This window comes from Pseudomonas sp. R3-57 (assembly GCF_051132065.1).
Taxonomy (GTDB): domain Bacteria; phylum Pseudomonadota; class Gammaproteobacteria; order Pseudomonadales; family Pseudomonadaceae; genus Aquipseudomonas.
The window spans coordinates 690,308-709,306 of the sequence record NZ_CP071655.1 but is presented as its reverse complement, the minus strand read 5'-3'; the positions used below and the strand labels follow the sequence as shown (position 1 = coordinate 709,306).

The following is an 18,999-nucleotide window of genomic DNA, read 5'->3' as shown; positions in this document are numbered from 1 at the left end:
GCATCGGGTGGTTACAGCGCCTTTATCAGCACCGACCCAGTCGGCTGCCAATAACGGAAAAAGGCCGGTGGCAAGAGCCACCAGCCATCAGCCTGTCGCTTGACGCTCGGGCTGGAGGAGCAAAGTCGATGCTTACTTCAGCTCGACTTTAGCGCCTGCTTCTTCCAGCTTCTTCTTGGCGTCTTCAGCCGCTTCTTTCGAAACGCCTTCAGCTACAACCTGAGGAGCGCCGTCTACTTTCTCTTTGGCTTCTTTCAGGCCCAGACCAGTCAGTTCACGAACTGCCTTGATCACGTTAACCTTCTTCTCGCCAGCTTCCAGCAGAACAACGTTGAACTCGGTTTGCTCTTCAACAACAGCGGCAGCAGCAGCTGGGCCAGCCGAAGCGGCAGCAGCGGTAACACCGAAGGTTTCTTCCATCGCTTTGATCAGCTCAACGATTTCCACTACGGATTTCTGGCCGATTGCTTCGATGATTTGTTCGTTAGTCAGAGACATGACTCAATTCCTGAATTGGGGGACGGCCTACGCGACCATCGAAATAAACAAAAAACGCGAGAAGTTGACGAGCCTTAGGCTGCGGCAGCTTCTTTCTGGTCGCGAATTGCCGCCAGAGTACGAGCCAATTTGCTGGTAGCGCCTTGAATCACGCTCATCAGCTGAGAAATTGCTTCGTCACGGGTCGGCAGAGTTGCCAGTACGTCGATCTGATTAGCTGCGAGGAACTTGCCCTCGAACGCAGCTGCCTTGATCTCGAACTTGTCCTGACCCTTGGCAAACTCTTTGAAGATACGGGCAGCAGCGCCCGGATGTTCGTTGGAGAATGCAATCAGGGTCGGGCCGGTGAACACGTCGTTGAGGACACTGTATTGAGTGTCAGCAACTGCGCGCTTGAGCAGGGTGTTACGTACAACACGTACGTAAACGCCAGCTTCACGAGCCTCTTTACGGAGTCCGGTCATTGCGCCTACTGTTACGCCACGTGCATCAACCACGACAGCGGACAGAGCGACTTTGGCAGCCTCGTTGACTTCAGCGACGATGGCCTTCTTGTCTTCGAGATTAATTGCCACGGGTTTAACTCCTGCTTGTTACCGTTTCATTCGATCGAAACCGAATGTCGTTTTGGTGTCTGATTCGGTAAGGAACCGGGAGCACCATCTGCGTAGGCTGATGGTTTAAGACTTGCGTCGCCTACGGTCTTGGATAGCCCCCGCCAGGCAGGGACCCCAATTTTTCAATTGACGCGATCTCTCGCCAATCTGTGTCTTACGCGTCCAGCGAGCTCTGGTCGATAACCAGACCTGGGCCCATAGTGGTGCTCAGGGTAACGCGCTTGACGTAGATACCTTTCGAAGAAGCTGGCTTGATACGCTTCAGATCAGCGATCAGGGCTTCAACGTTTTCCTTCAGCTTGACGGCGTCGAAACCGATCTTGCCAACGGAGGTGTGGATGATGCCGTTTTTGTCGGTGCGATAACGAACCTGACCAGCCTTGGCGTTTTTAACCGCAGTAGCTACGTCCGGAGTCACGGTACCAACCTTAGGGTTAGGCATCAGACCACGTGGACCGAGGATCTGACCCAACTGACCAACGACGCGCATGGCATCCGGGGATGCGATCACTACGTCGTAGTTCAGGTCGCCGCCTTTCATTTCGGCAGCCAGGTCGTCCATACCTACACGGTCAGCGCCGGCAGCCAGAGCGGCCTCAGCAGCTGGACCCTGGGTGAACACAGCAACGCGAACAGTCTTGCCAGTGCCGTGTGGCAGCACGGTAGCGCTACGAACAACCTGGTCGGATTTACGCGGGTCTACACCCAGGTTTACAGCAACGTCGAACGACTCGCTGAACTTGACAGTCGACAGCTCAGCCAGCAGAGCAGCGGCGTCTACAATGTTGTAGGCCTTGCCTGCTTCGATTTTGCCGGCGATAGCCTTTTGACGCTTGGTCAGCTTAGCCATTACACACCCTCCACATTAAGGCCCATGCTACGAGCAGAACCGGCGATAGTACGCACGGCTGCATCCATATCAGCTGCAGTCAGATCCGCGTTTTTGGTTTTCGCGATTTCTTCCAGCTGAGCACGGGTAACAGTGCCAACCTTAACGGTGTTCGGACGAGCGGAACCGCTGGTCAGACCGGCCGCCTTCTTCAGCAGAACCGAAGCAGGGGTGGATTTGGTTTCGAAAGTGAAGCTACGGTCGCTGTAGACAGTGATGATCACTGGAGTCGGCAGACCTGGCTCAAGACCCTGAGTACGGGCGTTGAAGGCCTTGCAGAATTCCATGATGTTCACGCCGTGCTGACCCAGAGCAGGACCAACAGGTGGGCTTGGGTTAGCCTGAGCGGCCTTCACTTGCAGCTTGATGTAAGCGGTAATCTTCTTGGCCATGAGGCACTCCAATTACGGGTTCGAACGCCTCGAAAGGCTCCCCGGTTACTTGCGCGTTTATCCCAGTGACGACAAAACCCCACAGCCTAGGGCTGCGGGGTTGGGATTGCTTGTCCAGTTAGACCTTTTCGACCTGACTGAACTCGAGCTCCACCGGAGTAGAGCGACCGAAAATGAGTACCGCGACCTGGATCCGGCTCTTTTCGTAGTTAACTTCTTCGACGACGCCATTGAAATCAGCAAATGGACCGTCATTGACGCGTACCGTCTCACCCGGCTCAAACAGAGTCTTCGGCTTCGGCTTGTCGCTACCATCAGCGACACGACGCAGAATTGCTTCCGCCTCTTTATCGGTGATTGGTGCAGGCTTGTCAGCAGTACCGCCGATAAAACCCATCACTCGAGGAGTATCCTTGACCAAGTGCCAAGTCCCCTCGTTCATATCCATCTGGACCAGCACATAGCCAGGGAAGAACTTGCGTTCGCTTTTGCGCTTCTGGCCATTACGCATTTCAACCACTTCTTCAGTGGGAACCAGAATCTCGCCGAAGCCATCTTCCATGCCAGCCAGCTTTACGCGCTCGATCAGCGAGCGCATCACATGCTTCTCGTAACCCGAGTAAGCATGCACAACATACCAACGCTTAGCCACGGGACACCCTTAGCCGACAATCAAGGAAACAAGCCAGCCGAGCAGGGAATCAAGACCCCACAACAGCAACGCCATAACCAGAACAACAGCCACCACAATGAGGGTGGTCTGCGTGGTTTCTTGGCGAGTTGGCCACACGACTTTACGAATCTCAGTGCGAGCTTCCTTAACCAGTACAAAGAAAGACTTGCCCTTCGCAGTCTGCAGGCCTACAAAGGCAGCTACAGCAGCAATGACAAGCAAAGCGAGTACACGGTACAGGATCGGCGAAGCAGAGTAATACTGATTGCCAACAACGCCAACAACCACCAAAGCGACAACTACAAGCCACTTGAGCAGATCGAAGCGAGAGCCTTGAGCTTCAGCTTTAGGAGTCATCTATCAAGATCCTGTGAAAAGAAAGCCAGACACACTGAGTGAATCTGGCAGGTCAGGAGGGAATCGAACCCCCAACCTACGGTTTTGGAGACCGTCGCTCTGCCAATTGAGCTACTGACCTAAAACAAAATCAGGCCGACCATTATGCCGGCCCGAAAAATACATTACAACCACTTACTCGATGATTTTGGCTACGACGCCGGCGCCGACGGTACGACCGCCTTCACGGATAGCGAAACGCAGACCGTCTTCCATCGCGATGGTTTTGATCAGGGTAACAGTCATCTGAATGTTGTCACCTGGCATTACCATTTCAACGCCTTCTGGCAGCTCGCAGTTACCAGTCACGTCAGTAGTACGGAAGTAGAACTGTGGACGGTAGCCTTTGAAGAACGGAGTGTGACGACCGCCTTCTTCCTTGCTCAGAACGTAAACTTCTGCGGTGAACTTGGTGTGCGGCTTGACCGAACCTGGCTTGACCAGAACCTGGCCACGCTCAACGTCGTCACGCTTGGTACCACGCAGCAGAACGCCGCAGTTCTCGCCAGCACGACCTTCATCGAGCAGTTTGCGGAACATTTCAACACCGGTGCAAGTAGTAACGGTGGTGTCACGCAGACCAACGATTTCCAGTGGATCCTGAACGCGAACGATACCGCGCTCGATACGACCAGTCACAACAGTACCGCGACCCGAGATCGAGAATACGTCTTCGATTGGCATCAGGAATGGCTTGTCGATCATACGAACTGGTTCTGGGATGTAAGTATCCAGAGTCTCAACCAGCTTACGAACGGCAGTGGTGCCCATTTCGTTGTCGTCTTTGCCTTCCAGCGCCATACGAGCAGAACCGATGATGATCGGAGTGTCGTCGCCTGGGAAGTCGTAGGTCGACAGCAGGTCACGAACTTCCATCTCAACCAGTTCCAGCAGCTCAGCGTCGTCTACCAGGTCAGCCTTGTTCAGGAAAACCACGATGTACGGAACGCCTACCTGACGGGACAACAGGATGTGCTCACGGGTTTGTGGCATCGGACCATCAGCGGCCGAGCAAACCAGGATCGCGCCGTCCATCTGGGCAGCACCAGTGATCATGTTCTTCACGTAGTCAGCGTGACCTGGGCAGTCAACGTGAGCGTAGTGACGAATAGTCGAGTTGTACTCAACGTGAGCGGTGTTGATGGTGATACCGCGAGCTTTTTCTTCTGGAGCGCTGTCGATCTTGTCGAACTCAACGACGGCCGAACCGAAAACTTCGGAGCAGACGCGAGTCAGAGCAGCGGTCAGAGTGGTTTTACCGTGGTCAACGTGACCAATGGTCCCAACGTTGACGTGGGGCAGGGAACGATCAAATTTTTCCTTAGCCATCGATATCACCCTCAAACAGAAGAATTAGAAAAACAATATCAACCATTAAAACAAAGGCAGATATTTTCATATCTGCCTTGTTAGATGGAGCTCTTGAGCGGATTTGAACCGCTGACCTCACCCTTACCAAGGGTGTGCTCTACCAACTGAGCTACAAGAGCGAAACACTTTGCACAACCTGCAAACTTGGAGCGGGTAGCGGGAATCGAACCCGCATCATCAGCTTGGAAGGCTGAGGTTCTACCACTAAACTATACCCGCGGAGCCTGCAGCTCACGCTTAAATCTGGTGGAGGGAGAAGGATTCGAACCTTCGAAGTCGTAGACGTCAGATTTACAGTCTGATCCCTTTGGCCGCTCGGGAACCCCTCCTAATCAGGCCGGCATTCTATACTATGCCAAACCCCTGTCAAGCATTTTCTCATTTAAAAACCTGAGGTTAGCTGCATTGACATCACCCCACTTCAACTACCTCTTCAGGTCTTCGCTGTGGAGCGGGCGCCATTCTATGCAAACTATTGAGCAGGTGCAACCCCCTCGCACAGCATTATTTTATGTTTTAACTCATTGAATTCATTGGAAAGGTTTTGCAGCTGGACATCGCCCAGCAAACGCTGGCTCTGAGGCGCGACAGACAACCAATACCCCTCTTCCGAAACATCTTTTGACGAAGACCGTACCTCCACACCCATTCCTGCTAAACGTTGTTGAAGGCGTGCAATCGACTCCTGCCGGGCAAGGCCGCCGAGGAACAGGCAGTCGTGCCTCCCCCCGTCCTGCCCGCCCCGCCGATCACCATTCGTTTCACTAAGCAAACGAATGTCTTGCTGGGAACCGCGATACAAACTCAGAGGCGTAACATCCTTCGCGCGCAAAGGCGCCTCCTGCTGATGCCAGACATAGTAAAAAACGTTCAGAACGACAAGCAGGAGAAACAACCAACGCATACAAACCTCAGGAAAAAGGACACGCCATAGCCAATCCTACAAACACCAAATCCGGGACGACCCGAGCTTCAGGCGCAACATCTGCTACCAGTTGAGCGTCACCGCCAGTGATGAAAACTGCGAAATTCTCACCCCAATACGCGCGCGCCATTTCTAGCTGGGTCAACACAAATCCTCGCAACATCAAAGAACACCCGCGCTCCACCGCCTCTACGGTTGTCCGCCCTGGAGCTGTACTGGACAGCGCGCGCTCAGCCGCCAAGTCTCCATAGCGGATCTTTCGGGTATGCGTGCGCAACTGATCTCGCATCAATGGCATTCCAGGACAAATGAAGCCTCCCAGATGCTCCCCGTCAGCAGCTACGAAATCAGCCGTTACCGCTGTACCAAAATCGAGTACCAGGCACGCCTTGCCCGATGCCAAGTGAAAACCGCCCAGCATGGCCAGCCAGCGATCGAGCCCCAGGCGCTGATAATCTTCGTAACCGTTCCTGACGCCGGACATTTGCCGAGCGGACGTGGCGCGCACTACCGAAATAGCGAACGCGCGCTCAAGAACATCAACCAGAGAATCTGTTTCCTCTGCTGTCCTGACACTGACCACGCGACATCTGCGCAGGGCAAGCCCATCCAGAGCCTTCAAACTCTCCAGCAATGCCAGATCAGAGTCGACAACACCCTCGGCAAACAAGACTCCCGACGCAGATTTCAATACTCGCCACTTGATGAAACTGTTTCCACAATCGAGCTCAAGAATCATCACGCAACCTCAGGCTGAGCTCACCACCACTAAAGACTTTTTCCACCCCATCCACCTTCAGCCGCAGCGCACCCTGGCTATCGATTCCAACTACCACGCCGTCTATCTGGCTTGAACCTGCAATCAATGATACCGAACGATCCTGCCACAAATGATTGGCTTCCCATTCCACCCGAAGCGTAGAAAAGCCTTTCAACTGATGGCGCTGGATATAGGAATTCAACTGTGCGCTCAACTCACCCACCAAAGCATTACGATCAATACTATTGCCGGATTCGAGCCGTATCGAAGTCCATTGCTGGTCGACTTCGTCAGCCTTTTGCATGTTCACGTTGATGCCAATGCCCAACACAACATGACAAACATCCGCTGGATCGCCGACGAGCTCAAGGAGGATGCCCGCGACTTTCTTGTTTGCGACCAGAACATCGTTGGGCCACTTCAACCCGGCAGACGAGACACCGAAATTTCGCAGAGCCTGCATAACAGCCAAACCCACGACGAGACTCAAGCCCTCAAGCTGGCGCATCCCACCATCTATACGCAGGACGAGGCTGTAATAAAGATTTTCTGCAAACGGACTGACCCATTTACGACCTCTACGCCCACGGCCAGAGACCTGCCGCTCAGCGAGAACCAAAAACGGTGCAGAAGCACCTTGGCCAATGGCGCGCAACGCTTCAGCGTTTGTCGAGTCGACTGAGTCCAGCACAGTCACCGGCCACTTCGGCACTGTTGCCGAGATTTCCACCGCATCGAGCAGAGTCAATGGCGCAGCCAATTGATAGCCCCGCCCTCGAACCTTATGGATGGACAATCCAAGTTCAGCCTCAAGGTGCTGAAGCTGCTTCCATACTGCGCTCCGACTTATTCCCAGAGCAGCGCCCAGATCCTGACCAGAATGGAATCGACCATCCTTCAAGAGATTTAACAACGTCAGCATGCAGGTCTCGCCTCACAATGAGGCCCGAATAATAGCCATGCACCGGGCCATTGCATAGAAATCAAGCGCATAGATTTCTCGCAGGCAAAACAAAACCCCAACTGCTTTCGCAATTGGGGTTTCGGAATTTAATCTTGACGATGACCTACTCTCACATGGGGAAACCCCACACTACCATCGGCGATGCATCGTTTCACTGCTGAGTTCGGGATGGGATCAGGTGGTTCCAACGCTCTATGGTCGTCAAGAAATTCGGGTACTGAGTCGTGACCAGATGGCCTCGCTTCAGCAAATCGGGTATGTGACAGCTGTCGGTGTTTGTGCGTTTCGAACTTTCGGTTCGTTTCGTCTTCACACACCGCAATCTGGTCTCTTTCGAGTTCGCAAATTGCTTGGGTGTTATATGGTCAAGCCTCACGGGCAATTAGTATTGGTTAGCTCAACGCCTCACAGCGCTTACACACCCAACCTATCAACGTCGTAGTCTTCGACGGCCCTTCAGGGAACTCAAGGTTCCAGTGAGATCTCATCTTGAGGCAAGTTTCCCGCTTAGATGCTTTCAGCGGTTATCTTTCCCGAACATAGCTACCCGGCAATGCCACTGGCGTGACAACCGGAACACCAGAGGTTCGTCCACTCCGGTCCTCTCGTACTAGGAGCAGCCCCTCTCAAATCTCAAACGTCCACGGCAGATAGGGACCGAACTGTCTCACGACGTTCTAAACCCAGCTCGCGTACCACTTTAAATGGCGAACAGCCATACCCTTGGGACCGGCTTCAGCCCCAGGATGTGATGAGCCGACATCGAGGTGCCAAACACCGCCGTCGATATGAACTCTTGGGCGGTATCAGCCTGTTATCCCCGGAGTACCTTTTATCCGTTGAGCGATGGCCCTTCCATACAGAACCACCGGATCACTAAGACCTACTTTCGTACCTGCTCGACGTGTCTGTCTCGCAGTCAAGCGCGCTTTTGCCTTTATACTCTACGACCGATTTCCGACCGGTCTGAGCGCACCTTCGTACTCCTCCGTTACTCTTTAGGAGGAGACCGCCCCAGTCAAACTACCCACCATACACTGTCCTCGATCCGGATAACGGACCTGAGTTAGAACCTCAAAGTTGCCAGGGTGGTATTTCAAGGATGGCTCCACGCGAACTGGCGTCCACGCTTCAAAGCCTCCCACCTATCCTACACAAGCAAATTCAAAGTCCAGTGCAAAGCTATAGTAAAGGTTCACGGGGTCTTTCCGTCTAGCCGCGGATACACTGCATCTTCACAGCGATTTCAATTTCACTGAGTCTCGGGTGGAGACAGCGCCGCCATCGTTACGCCATTCGTGCAGGTCGGAACTTACCCGACAAGGAATTTCGCTACCTTAGGACCGTTATAGTTACGGCCGCCGTTTACCGGGGCTTCGATCAAGAGCTTCGCGTTAGCTAACCCCATCAATTAACCTTCCGGCACCGGGCAGGCGTCACACCCTATACGTCCACTTTCGTGTTTGCAGAGTGCTGTGTTTTTAATAAACAGTCGCAGCGGCCTGGTATCTTCGACCGGCATGAGCTTACGGAGCAAGTCCTTCACCCTCACCGGCGCACCTTCTCCCGAAGTTACGGTGCCATTTTGCCTAGTTCCTTCACCCGAGTTCTCTCAAGCGCCTTGGTATTCTCTACCCAACCACCTGTGTCGGTTTGGGGTACGGTTCCTGGTTACCTGAAGCTTAGAAGCTTTTCTTGGAAGCATGGCATCAACCACTTTGTCACCCAAAGGGTAACTCGTCATCAGCTCTCGGCCTTGAGATCCCGGATTTACCTAAGATCTCAGCCTACCACCTTAAACTTGGACAACCAACGCCAAGCTGGCCTAGCCTTCTCCGTCCCTCCATCGCAATAACCAGAAGTACAGGAATATTAACCTGTTTTCCATCGACTACGCTTTTCAGCCTCGCCTTAGGGACCGACTAACCCTGCGTCGATTAACGTTGCGCAGGAAACCTTGGTCTTTCGGCGTGGGTGTTTTTCACACCCATTGTCGTTACTCATGTCAGCATTCGCACTTCTGATACCTCCAGCAAGCTTCTCAACTCACCTTCACAGGCTTACAGAACGCTCCTCTACCGCATCACCCGAAGGTGATACCCGTAGCTTCGGTGTATGGTTTGAGCCCCGTTACATCTTCCGCGCAGGCCGACTCGACTAGTGAGCTATTACGCTTTCTTTAAAGGGTGGCTGCTTCTAAGCCAACCTCCTAGCTGTCTAAGCCTTCCCACATCGTTTCCCACTTAACCATAACTTTGGGACCTTAGCTGACGGTCTGGGTTGTTTCCCTTTTCACGACGGACGTTAGCACCCGCCGTGTGTCTCCCATGCTCGGCACTTGTAGGTATTCGGAGTTTGCATCGGTTTGGTAAGTCGGGATGACCCCCTAGCCGAAACAGTGCTCTACCCCCTACAGTGATACATGAGGCGCTACCTAAATAGCTTTCGAGGAGAACCAGCTATCTCCGAGCTTGATTAGCCTTTCACTCCGATCCACAGGTCATCCGCTAACTTTTCAACGGTAGTCGGTTCGGTCCTCCAGTCAGTGTTACCTAACCTTCAACCTGCCCATGGATAGATCGCCCGGTTTCGGGTCTATTCCCAGCGACTAGACGCCCTATTAAGACTCGCTTTCGCTACGCCTCCCCTATTCGGTTAAGCTCGCCACTGAAAATAAGTCGCTGACCCATTATACAAAAGGTACGCAGTCACCCAACAAAGTGGGCTCCCACTGCTTGTACGCATACGGTTTCAGGATCTATTTCACTCCCCTCTCCGGGGTTCTTTTCGCCTTTCCCTCACGGTACTAGTTCACTATCGGTCAGTCAGTAGTATTTAGCCTTGGAGGATGGTCCCCCCATATTCAGACAAAGTTTCTCGTGCTCCGTCCTACTCGATTTCATGACCAAGAGATTTTCGCGTACAGGGCTATCACCCACTATGGCCGCACTTTCCAGAGCGTTCCGCTAATCTCAAAGCCACTTAAGGGCTAGTCCCCGTTCGCTCGCCACTACTAAGGGAATCTCGGTTGATTTCTTTTCCTCAGGGTACTTAGATGTTTCAGTTCCCCTGGTTCGCCTCTTGCACCTATGTATTCAGTACAAGATAACCATCTTGTGATGGCTGGGTTCCCCCATTCAGACATCTCCGGATCAAAGTCTGTTTGCCGACTCCCCGAAGCTTTTCGCAGGCTACCACGTCTTTCATCGCCTCTGACTGCCAAGGCATCCACCGTATGCGCTTCTTCACTTGACCATATAACCCCAAGCAATCTGGTTATACTGTGAAGACGACATTCGCCGAAAATTCGAATTTCTCAACTAAGAGAACTCACAAATTTTACCTTAGCCTGATCCGTTACCAGTGAAAGTAACGTCCAGCCTATCTTTCTATCACATACCCAAATTTTTAAAGAACGATCTAATCAAAAGACTAGAAATCAATATTCGCACCGAATATTCATTTCTAAGCTTTCAGAAGCAGTTTATATGGTGGAGCCAAGCGGGATCGAACCGCTGACCTCCTGCGTGCAAGGCAGGCGCTCTCCCAGCTGAGCTATGGCCCCATAACAAAATTGGTGGGTCTGGGCAGATTCGAACTGCCGACCTCACCCTTATCAGGGGTGCGCTCTAACCAACTGAGCTACAGACCCAATTTCGAGCGCGTAACTGTTAGCCTGGAGCTATCAGCTTGGAGCTTAAAGCTGCTTCTATCGTCTTCTTCAATGAATCAAGCAATTCGTGTGGGAGCTCATGGAGCAGCTGATGTCGTCGATTAAGGAGGTGATCCAGCCGCAGGTTCCCCTACGGCTACCTTGTTACGACTTCACCCCAGTCATGAATCACACCGTGGTAACCGTCCTCCCGAAGGTTAGACTAGCTACTTCTGGTGCAACCCACTCCCATGGTGTGACGGGCGGTGTGTACAAGGCCCGGGAACGTATTCACCGTGACATTCTGATTCACGATTACTAGCGATTCCGACTTCACGCAGTCGAGTTGCAGACTGCGATCCGGACTACGATCGGTTTTATGGGATTAGCTCCACCTCGCGGCTTGGCAACCCTTTGTACCGACCATTGTAGCACGTGTGTAGCCCAGGCCGTAAGGGCCATGATGACTTGACGTCATCCCCACCTTCCTCCGGTTTGTCACCGGCAGTCTCCTTAGAGTGCCCACCATAACGTGCTGGTAACTAAGGACAAGGGTTGCGCTCGTTACGGGACTTAACCCAACATCTCACGACACGAGCTGACGACAGCCATGCAGCACCTGTCTCAATGTTCCCGAAGGCACCCATCCATCTCTGGAAAGTTCATTGGATGTCAAGGCCTGGTAAGGTTCTTCGCGTTGCTTCGAATTAAACCACATGCTCCACCGCTTGTGCGGGCCCCCGTCAATTCATTTGAGTTTTAACCTTGCGGCCGTACTCCCCAGGCGGTCAACTTAATGCGTTAGCTGCGCCACTAAGAGCTCAAGGCTCCCAACGGCTAGTTGACATCGTTTACGGCGTGGACTACCAGGGTATCTAATCCTGTTTGCTCCCCACGCTTTCGCACCTCAGTGTCAGTATCAGTCCAGGTGGTCGCCTTCGCCACTGGTGTTCCTTCCTATATCTACGCATTTCACCGCTACACAGGAAATTCCACCACCCTCTACCATACTCTAGCTCGACAGTTTTGAATGCAGTTCCCAGGTTGAGCCCGGGGATTTCACATCCAACTTAACGAACCACCTACGCGCGCTTTACGCCCAGTAATTCCGATTAACGCTTGCACCCTCTGTATTACCGCGGCTGCTGGCACAGAGTTAGCCGGTGCTTATTCTGTCGGTAACGTCAAAATTGCAGAGTATTAATCTACAACCCTTCCTCCCAACTTAAAGTGCTTTACAATCCGAAGACCTTCTTCACACACGCGGCATGGCTGGATCAGGCTTTCGCCCATTGTCCAATATTCCCCACTGCTGCCTCCCGTAGGAGTCTGGACCGTGTCTCAGTTCCAGTGTGACTGATCATCCTCTCAGACCAGTTACGGATCGTCGCCTTGGTGAGCCATTACCTCACCAACTAGCTAATCCGACCTAGGCTCATCTGATAGCGCAAGGCCCGAAGGTCCCCTGCTTTCTCCCGTAGGACGTATGCGGTATTAGCGTTCCTTTCGAAACGTTGTCCCCCACTACCAGGCAGATTCCTAGGCATTACTCACCCGTCCGCCGCTGAATCCAGGAGCAAGCTCCTTTCATCCGCTTGACTTGCATGTGTTAGGCCTGCCGCCAGCGTTCAATCTGAGCCATGATCAAACTCTTCAGTTCAAACATCTTTGGGTTTTTAAGAAACCCTAAACTTGGCTCAGCAATCGTTGGTTACATCTTTGATTTCTCGCGGAGTAACTTGTGATGCTGATAATCTTGTTGACTATCAGTCTGACTCCACAAGCACCCACACGAATTGCTTGATTCAGTTGTTAAAGAGCGATTGGTTAAGATCTTTCGTCTCAACCGAGGCGCGCATTCTACAGCAGCCTCATTTACTGTCAAGTGATTATTTTCAGAAGCTTTCGAAGATTTCTTCAACAACTTCAACCACTTGCGCTTCCGATCTCTCGTCAGCGGGAGGCGAATTCTACAGCGTTACACGCTGCTGTCAACACCTCTTTTTCAACTTCCTTTCGGGCTTCGATTAACTGAAGCCGCTTGCCGCCGAAACCTACTTAACTCGTTGAATCTCAAGGAGTTTTCCGTTTCGACTGCGCCGGAAGTGGGCGAATTATAGACATCTGAAATTCGCCGTCAACACTTATTTGAAAGATTACTCGGATTTCAATGTGATCCGGGCAAATGCCTTTTTTCCGGCCTGGCAAACGTGGGTCGCACCCAGTACATATATAAAGGAGCGATCAACCACTTCACCATCAACACGAACACCGCCAGACGCCAGCAGGTCACGCGCAGCCGCCGAGTTCTTCACCAGCCCTGCCTTATTAAGGACAGCGGCAATCGGCATATCCTCAGCGGAAGCCAATTCGATCTCCGGCAGATCATCCGGCAGCTCGCCATCCTTCATGCGGTTACCTGCTGCACGGTGAGCATTGGCCGCAGCCTCTTCACCATGGAAACGCGCGACGATTTCTTCAGCCAGCTTGATTTTGACGTCACGCGGATTGGCACCCGCCTCGACATCAGCTCGCAATGCATTGATTTCATCCATCGAACGGAAGCTGAGCAGCTCGAAGTAGCGCCACATCAGCGCATCCGGAATCGAAACCAGCTTGCCGTACATGACACCCGGCGCTTCCTGGATACCGACATAGTTGCCCAACGATTTGGACATCTTCTTCACGCCATCCAGACCTTCGAGCAACGGCATAGTCAGAATGCACTGGGCTTCCTGACCATAACCACGTTGCAGCTCGCGCCCCATCAGCAGATTGAATTTCTGATCGGTACCGCCCAACTCGACATCCGCACGCAGAGCCACCGAGTCGTACCCTTGAACCAGCGGATAAAGGAATTCGTGAATGGCGATGGGCTGATTGGTGGTGTAGCGCTTGTCGAAGTCGTCGCGCTCGAGCATGCGAGCTACCGTGTACTGCGAAGTCAGACGAATGAAGTCCGCCGGCCCCATCTGATCCATCCAGGTGGAGTTGAACGCGACTTCGGTTTTCGCCGGATCGAGAATCTTGAACACCTGAGTCTTGTAAGTCTCGGCATTTTCCAGAACCTGCTCGCGAGTCAACGGTGGGCGCGTAGCGCTCTTGCCACTCGGATCACCGATCATCCCGGTGAAATCACCGATAAGGAAGATCACCTGATGCCCCAGCTCCTGGAACTGGCGCAGCTTATTAATAAGCACGGTGTGGCCCAGATGCAGATCCGGCGCGGTCGGATCGAAACCAGCCTTGATACGCAGCGGCTGGCCGCGCTTGAGCTTCTCGATCAGCTCGGACTCGACCAGTAGTTCTTCCGCACCACGTTTTATCAGCGCTAGCTGCTCTTCAACCGACTTCATAACAGACCCGCAAGGCTCAGATTCAAAGGGAACCAACCATACAATATCGCGCACCAATTACAAGTTTTGCCCGGCGCACGAACACCAATCCACAGACTCACTGTCTGTAGACTTGCTTCAGAGATGATTTGGTTATATTTTATACAGTTATTTCATCTTCATCATGTCATTCATCTTTTCCAATTCATCATTTTTTCAAAGTCAAAATTACCTATGACCACAGAACCGTCTAAAGCGCCCCCGCTTTACCCGAAGACCCACCTGCTTGCCGCAAGTGGAATCGCCGCCCTTCTCAGCCTGGCGCTCCTGGTATTCCCTTCCAGTGATGTAGAAGCCAAAAAGACGACCCTGAGCCTTGAACTGGAAAGTCCTGCTGAACAACTGACACAAGATCAAGACGCTGCTGACGCGGCTCAAGCCACAAATGAACCCGTCGCATCGCCGTTTGCGCAAATCGAAAACACCGACGACAGCACCGCACAAACCGCGGATGTCGCCCCTGCTCCTGCACCTCCAGTTGAAGAAAAAACCAAGGCCCCAGGCCATCGCGAAGTCGTTGTAGCCAAGGGCGACACGCTGTCCACACTGTTCGAAAAGGTCGGTTTGCCAGGCACTTCTGTACATGAAGTATTGGCCAGCGACAAACAAGCCAAACAATTCACCCAGCTCAAGCGCGGCCAGAAGCTTGAATTCGAATTGAGCCCGGAAGGCCAGTTGACCAGCCTGCACAGCAAGGTCAGCGACGTCGAAACCATTACCCTGACCCGCAATGACAAGGGCTATGCGTTCAATCGCGTCACCGCAAAGCCGACCGTTCGCACCGCTTATGTTCACGGCGTGATCAACAGCTCGCTGTCGCAATCCGCAGCTCGCGCGGGCCTGTCGCACAGCCTGACCATGGATATGGCCAGTGTTTTCGGCTATGACGTCGACTTCGCCCAGGACATCCGTCAGGGCGACGAATTCGATGTGATCTACGAGCAGAAAGTGGTCAACGGCAAAGCAGTCGGAAACGGTCCGATTCTCTCGGCGCGCTTCACTAACCGCGGCAAGACCTACACCGCCGTGCGTTATACGAACAAGCAAGGCAACAGCAGCTATTACACCGCCGATGGCAACAGCATGCGCAAGGCCTTTATCCGCACGCCGGTGGACTTCGCTCGTATCAGCTCGAAGTTTTCGATGGGCCGCAAGCACCCGATCCTCAACAAGATCCGCGCCCACAAAGGCGTTGACTACGCTGCACCACGCGGTACGCCAATCAAGGCTGCCGGTGACGGTAAAGTGCTGCTCGCCGGCCGCCGCGGCGGTTACGGCAACACCGTGATCATTCAGCACGGCAACACCTACCGTACGCTGTACGGTCACATGCAAGGTTTTGCCAAGGGCGTGAAAACCGGCGGTACCGTCAAGCAAGGCCAGGTGATTGGCTACATCGGCACCACAGGCCTGTCGACCGGCCCGCACTTGCACTACGAGTTCCAGGTCAACGGAGTGCACGTCGATCCACTGGGCCAGAAACTGCCAATGGCGGACCCGATTGCCAAGTCGGAACGAGCGCGCTTCCTGGCTCAGAGTCAGCCATTGATGGCGCGTATGGACCAGGAAAAGGCCACCATGCTGGCCTCGAGCAAGCGTTAAGTCATGGCCTTGTATATCGGGGTAATGTCCGGAACCAGCCTCGACGGGCTGGACATTGCCCTGATCGAGCAGACCTCGGCGATCAGACTGGTCGCCACCCATTACATTCCCATGCCTGATTCCCTGCGCGCCGAGCTGCTTGGCTTGTGCGCCAGCGGCCCTGACGAAATTGCCCGCTCGGCCATCGCCCAGCAACACTGGGTGAAGCTCGCCGCGCAGGGTGTACACGCGCTACTGAGCAACCAGCACCTCAAACCTGAAGCTATTCGTGCGATCGGCAGTCACGGCCAGACCATTCGCCATGAACCGGCGCGCGGTTTTACCGTGCAGATCGGCAACCCGGCCCTGCTCACCGAACTGACCGGCATTACGGTCGTCAGTGACTTCCGTAGCCGCGACGTCGCGGCCGGCGGCCAGGGTGCACCGCTGGTGCCGGCCTTCCATGAGGCTTTGTTCGAAGAGCGAACTGGCAACCAGGCAGTCTTGAATGTCGGCGGCTTCAGCAATTTAAGTCTGATCGAGCCGACAAAGCCTGTAGCCGGTTTCGACTGCGGCCCGGGGAATGTTCTGATGGACGCCTGGATTCAGCAGCAACGCGGCGAGAACTACGACCGTAATGGCGATTGGGCGAAGACCGGCACTGTTGAGCCTGATCTGCTCGAAACACTGCTCAGCGATCCGTTCTTCATCACGCAAGGGCCGAAAAGTACCGGGCGCGAAGTGTTCAACCTGCCCTGGCTGGAACAACATCTTTCGCGTTTTCCCGCGCTTGCTGCGGAGAACGTGCAAGCCACATTGCTCGAACTGACCGCACTGACCATCGTCACTGCGCTGCAAAGCGCGCAAACCGACACTCGACAATTGCTGGTCTGCGGCGGCGGTGCACATAACTCGGCTTTAATGACACGATTGGCAGCGCTGCTACCCGACACCACCGTCGCCAGTACCGCCAGCCACGGCGTTGATCCTGACTGGGTCGAAGCGATGGCCTTCGCCTGGCTGGCTCATTGCTGCCTCGAAGGTATCGCCGCCAATCGTCCGAGCGTCACCGGTGCCCGCGGCCTCCGAGTGCTTGGCGCGATCTATCCGGCCTGAGTGAATCGCGAGACAACAAAAAACGCCGCAAAACCGTGAGGCTCTGCGGCGTTTCTGTATGCGAAGCGAAAACGCTGTAAAGACGCTGCTATCAGATCGAGAACGACGACCCGCAACCACACGTGGTGGTGGCGTTCGGGTTCTTGATCACGAACCGCGAACCTTCCAGACCTTCCTGATAATCCACTTCCGCACCGGCCAGGTACTGGAAGCTCATCGGATCGACCACCAGACTCACGCCTTCGCGCTCGACAATGGTGTCATCATCGGCCACATCTTCATCGAAGGTGAAACCGTATTGAAACCCTGAACAACCGCCGCCCGTAACGAATACGCGCAGCTTCAAGCGATCATTCCCCTCTTCATCGACCAGGCTCTTCACCTTGTGCGCAGCACCTTGAGTGAATTGCAAAGCCGTGGGGGTGAAGGATTCGACGCTCATGCTGACTATCTCCCGGCGTTACGCCGCCATAATGCGTGATGACGCGCATTATCCGCTTGTCCTAGAAAATTGGTCAACTATTAGAGGAGCAGCGGCAAGCTTCAAGCACTGAGCTTCAAGCTTGCGGCTGACGACTTGTAGCTTGACGCTTGAAGCTCGCAGCTGCTTTTTAAGGCAGCATGCCGGCGTGAGACAAACCGAAGCGTTCGTCCAGGCCAAACAGGATGTTCATGTTCTGCACTGCCTGCCCCGACGCGCCTTTGACCAGGTTGTCGATGACCGACAGCACTACCACCAGGTCGCCATCCTGAGGACGGTGCACCGCGATGCGGCAGACGTTGGCGCCACGCACGCTACGGGTTTCGGGATGGCTGCCGGCCGGCATCACGTCGACGAACGGTTCGCTGGCATAGCGTTTTTCAAACAGCGCTTGCAGATCCACTGAACGATCGACCACGGTCGCGTAAAGCGTGGAGTGAATGCCACGGATCATCGGAGTCAGGTGCGGGACGAATGTCAGACCGACGTCCTTGCCCGCCGCACGACGCAGGCCCTGGCGAATTTCCGGCAGGTGGCGGTGACCTTTCACCGCATACGCCTTCATGCTTTCCGACGTTTCGGAGTACAGCGAGCCTACAGCTGCACCCCGGCCGGCACCGCTGACACCGGATTTGCAGTCGGCGATCAGGCGGGAAGCATCAGCCAGCCCGGCCTCCAGCAATGGCAGGAAACCCAGTTGCGTCGCGGTTGGATAGCAACCCGGCACTGCAATCAGACGTGCCTTTTTGATCTGCTCGCGATTGACTTCCGGCAGACCGTAGACCGCTTCATCCAGCAGTTCCGGTGCGCCGTGAGGATGGCCGTACCACTTCGCCCATTCGTCGGCGTCCTGCAGGCGGAAGTCCGCCGACAGGTCGATGACTTTGGTGCCCGCTGCCAGCAACTCACCTGCCAACGCGTGCGCAACACCGTGCGGGGTGGCGAAGAACACCACATCGCAAGCACCGAGGGTTTTCACGTCCGGCACGCTGAACGCCAGGCCATCGTAATGACCGCGCAGGTTCGGGTACATGTCAGCCACGGCCAGACCGGCCTCGGATCGGGAAGTGATGACGACCACTTCTGCCTGCGGATGCTGTGCCAACAGACGCAGCAGTTCGACACCGGTGTAACCCGTGCCGCCGACGATACCGACCTTGACCATAAACCTGCCCTCAACGAAACCACTGGAAAGCCGTCGATGATAGGGGCCGCACGCCCCTGCGACAACCGTCAAGGTGACGTGCGGACGCTCAAGCCTCTACTATCTGGCTTACCGTGAATGAGGG

The 18,999-nt window shown here is 54.2% G+C and carries 15 protein-coding genes, 6 tRNA genes and 3 rRNA genes; 2 read left to right on the top strand and 22 right to left on the bottom strand.

From position 1 onward, the window contains the following. Positions 1–132 precede the first annotated feature (132 nt). The 20 genes from rplL to tyrS form a co-directional block, all read right to left on the bottom strand. Positions 133–498: a 50S ribosomal protein L7/L12 gene (rplL, locus tag J3P93_RS03255; protein ID WP_003228750.1), complete on the bottom strand. Its 366-nt coding sequence runs from the start codon at positions 496–498 to the stop codon at positions 133–135. A 74-nt stretch (positions 499–572) separates the two neighbouring features. Continuing rightward, positions 573–1,073: a 50S ribosomal protein L10 gene (gene rplJ / locus J3P93_RS03250; RefSeq protein WP_008081912.1), complete on the bottom strand. Its 501-nt coding sequence runs from the start codon at positions 1,071–1,073 to the stop codon at positions 573–575. A gap of 196 nt (positions 1,074–1,269) precedes the next feature. Next, positions 1,270–1,965: a 50S ribosomal protein L1 gene (rplA, locus tag J3P93_RS03245; protein ID WP_003228754.1), complete on the bottom strand. Its 696-nt coding sequence runs from the start codon at positions 1,963–1,965 to the stop codon at positions 1,270–1,272. After that, positions 1,965–2,396 carry a 50S ribosomal protein L11 gene (rplK, locus tag J3P93_RS03240; RefSeq protein WP_003176435.1) on the bottom strand — a complete coding sequence of 144 codons (432 nt, stop codon included), beginning with the start codon at positions 2,394–2,396 and terminating at the stop codon, positions 1,965–1,967. The genes rplA and rplK overlap by 1 nt, the downstream gene beginning before the upstream one ends. 118 nt (positions 2,397–2,514) lie before the next feature. After that, entirely contained in the window at positions 2,515–3,048 is a 534-nt protein-coding gene (gene nusG / locus J3P93_RS03235; RefSeq protein WP_007957598.1) for a transcription termination/antitermination protein NusG, read from the bottom strand. Between the two features lie 9 nt (positions 3,049–3,057). Continuing rightward, the gene (gene secE, locus J3P93_RS03230) at positions 3,058–3,426 is read right to left on the bottom strand and encodes a preprotein translocase subunit SecE (protein WP_007916493.1); all 369 of its coding nucleotides are present in this window, start codon (positions 3,424–3,426) and stop codon (positions 3,058–3,060) included. A 45-nt stretch (positions 3,427–3,471) separates the two neighbouring features. Next, positions 3,472–3,547, bottom strand: a tRNA-Trp gene (locus tag J3P93_RS03225). A gap of 53 nt (positions 3,548–3,600) precedes the next feature. Continuing rightward, a complete protein-coding gene (gene tuf / locus J3P93_RS03220) occupies positions 3,601–4,794 on the bottom strand; it encodes an elongation factor Tu (RefSeq protein WP_103303766.1) in 1,194 nt (397 codons plus the stop codon). 85 nt (positions 4,795–4,879) lie between these two features. Continuing rightward, positions 4,880–4,955: transfer RNA gene (locus J3P93_RS03215), tRNA-Thr, on the bottom strand. A 26-nt stretch (positions 4,956–4,981) separates the two neighbouring features. Then, positions 4,982–5,055 (bottom strand) — tRNA-Gly (locus J3P93_RS03210). A 25-nt stretch (positions 5,056–5,080) separates the two neighbouring features. Beyond that, positions 5,081–5,165, bottom strand: a tRNA-Tyr gene (locus J3P93_RS03205). A 143-nt stretch (positions 5,166–5,308) separates the two neighbouring features. Then, positions 5,309–5,740, bottom strand: a complete 432-nt coding sequence (locus J3P93_RS03200) for a hypothetical protein (protein WP_434595071.1) — start codon at positions 5,738–5,740, stop codon at positions 5,309–5,311. Between the two features lie 7 nt (positions 5,741–5,747). After that, positions 5,748–6,500 (bottom strand): pantothenate kinase, encoded by a 753-nt coding sequence (locus tag J3P93_RS03195; RefSeq protein ID WP_434595069.1) that lies wholly within the window; start codon positions 6,498–6,500, stop codon positions 5,748–5,750. Continuing rightward, positions 6,490–7,443, bottom strand: coding sequence for a bifunctional biotin--[acetyl-CoA-carboxylase] ligase/biotin operon repressor BirA (birA, locus tag J3P93_RS03190; protein WP_434595067.1), 954 nt, complete (start codon positions 7,441–7,443; stop codon positions 6,490–6,492). Before birA ends, J3P93_RS03195 begins: the two co-directional genes overlap by 11 nt. A gap of 132 nt (positions 7,444–7,575) precedes the next feature. Then, positions 7,576–7,691: ribosomal RNA gene (gene rrf, locus J3P93_RS03185) — 5S ribosomal RNA — on the bottom strand. Between the two features lie 155 nt (positions 7,692–7,846). Continuing rightward, positions 7,847–10,740 (bottom strand): 23S ribosomal RNA (locus J3P93_RS03180). 234 nt (positions 10,741–10,974) lie between these two features. Next, positions 10,975–11,050 (bottom strand) — tRNA-Ala (locus J3P93_RS03175). A 10-nt stretch (positions 11,051–11,060) separates the two neighbouring features. Further along, positions 11,061–11,137 (bottom strand) — tRNA-Ile (locus J3P93_RS03170). A gap of 123 nt (positions 11,138–11,260) precedes the next feature. Next, positions 11,261–12,797 (bottom strand): 16S ribosomal RNA (locus tag J3P93_RS03165). The 16S, 23S and 5S rRNA genes sit together here with 2 tRNA genes alongside, the layout of an rRNA operon. Before the next feature lie 496 nt (positions 12,798–13,293). Then, on the bottom strand, positions 13,294–14,493 hold the full coding sequence (gene tyrS, locus J3P93_RS03160) for a tyrosine--tRNA ligase (protein ID WP_434595065.1): 1,200 nt from the start codon (positions 14,491–14,493) through the stop codon (positions 13,294–13,296). Between the two features lie 213 nt (positions 14,494–14,706). Between tyrS and J3P93_RS03155 the strand changes: the two genes are divergently transcribed. Both J3P93_RS03155 and J3P93_RS03150 read left to right on the top strand, forming a co-directional pair. Next, on the top strand, positions 14,707–16,134 hold the full coding sequence (locus J3P93_RS03155) for a peptidoglycan DD-metalloendopeptidase family protein (protein WP_434595063.1): 1,428 nt from the start codon (positions 14,707–14,709) through the stop codon (positions 16,132–16,134). Between the two features lie 3 nt (positions 16,135–16,137). Beyond that, complete coding sequence (locus J3P93_RS03150) at positions 16,138–17,229, top strand: anhydro-N-acetylmuramic acid kinase (protein ID WP_434595061.1); 1,092 nt, start codon at positions 16,138–16,140, stop codon at positions 17,227–17,229. A gap of 91 nt (positions 17,230–17,320) precedes the next feature. Here J3P93_RS03150 and erpA read toward each other — a convergent pair whose 3' ends face one another. Then, entirely contained in the window at positions 17,321–17,671 is a 351-nt protein-coding gene (gene erpA, locus J3P93_RS03145; RefSeq protein WP_007918905.1) for an iron-sulfur cluster insertion protein ErpA, read from the bottom strand. Positions 17,672–17,840: 169 nt separating this feature from the next. Next, positions 17,841–18,875, bottom strand: a complete 1,035-nt coding sequence (gene argC, locus J3P93_RS03140; protein WP_434595058.1) for an N-acetyl-gamma-glutamyl-phosphate reductase — start codon at positions 18,873–18,875, stop codon at positions 17,841–17,843. Positions 18,876–18,999: the final 124 nt, after the last annotated feature.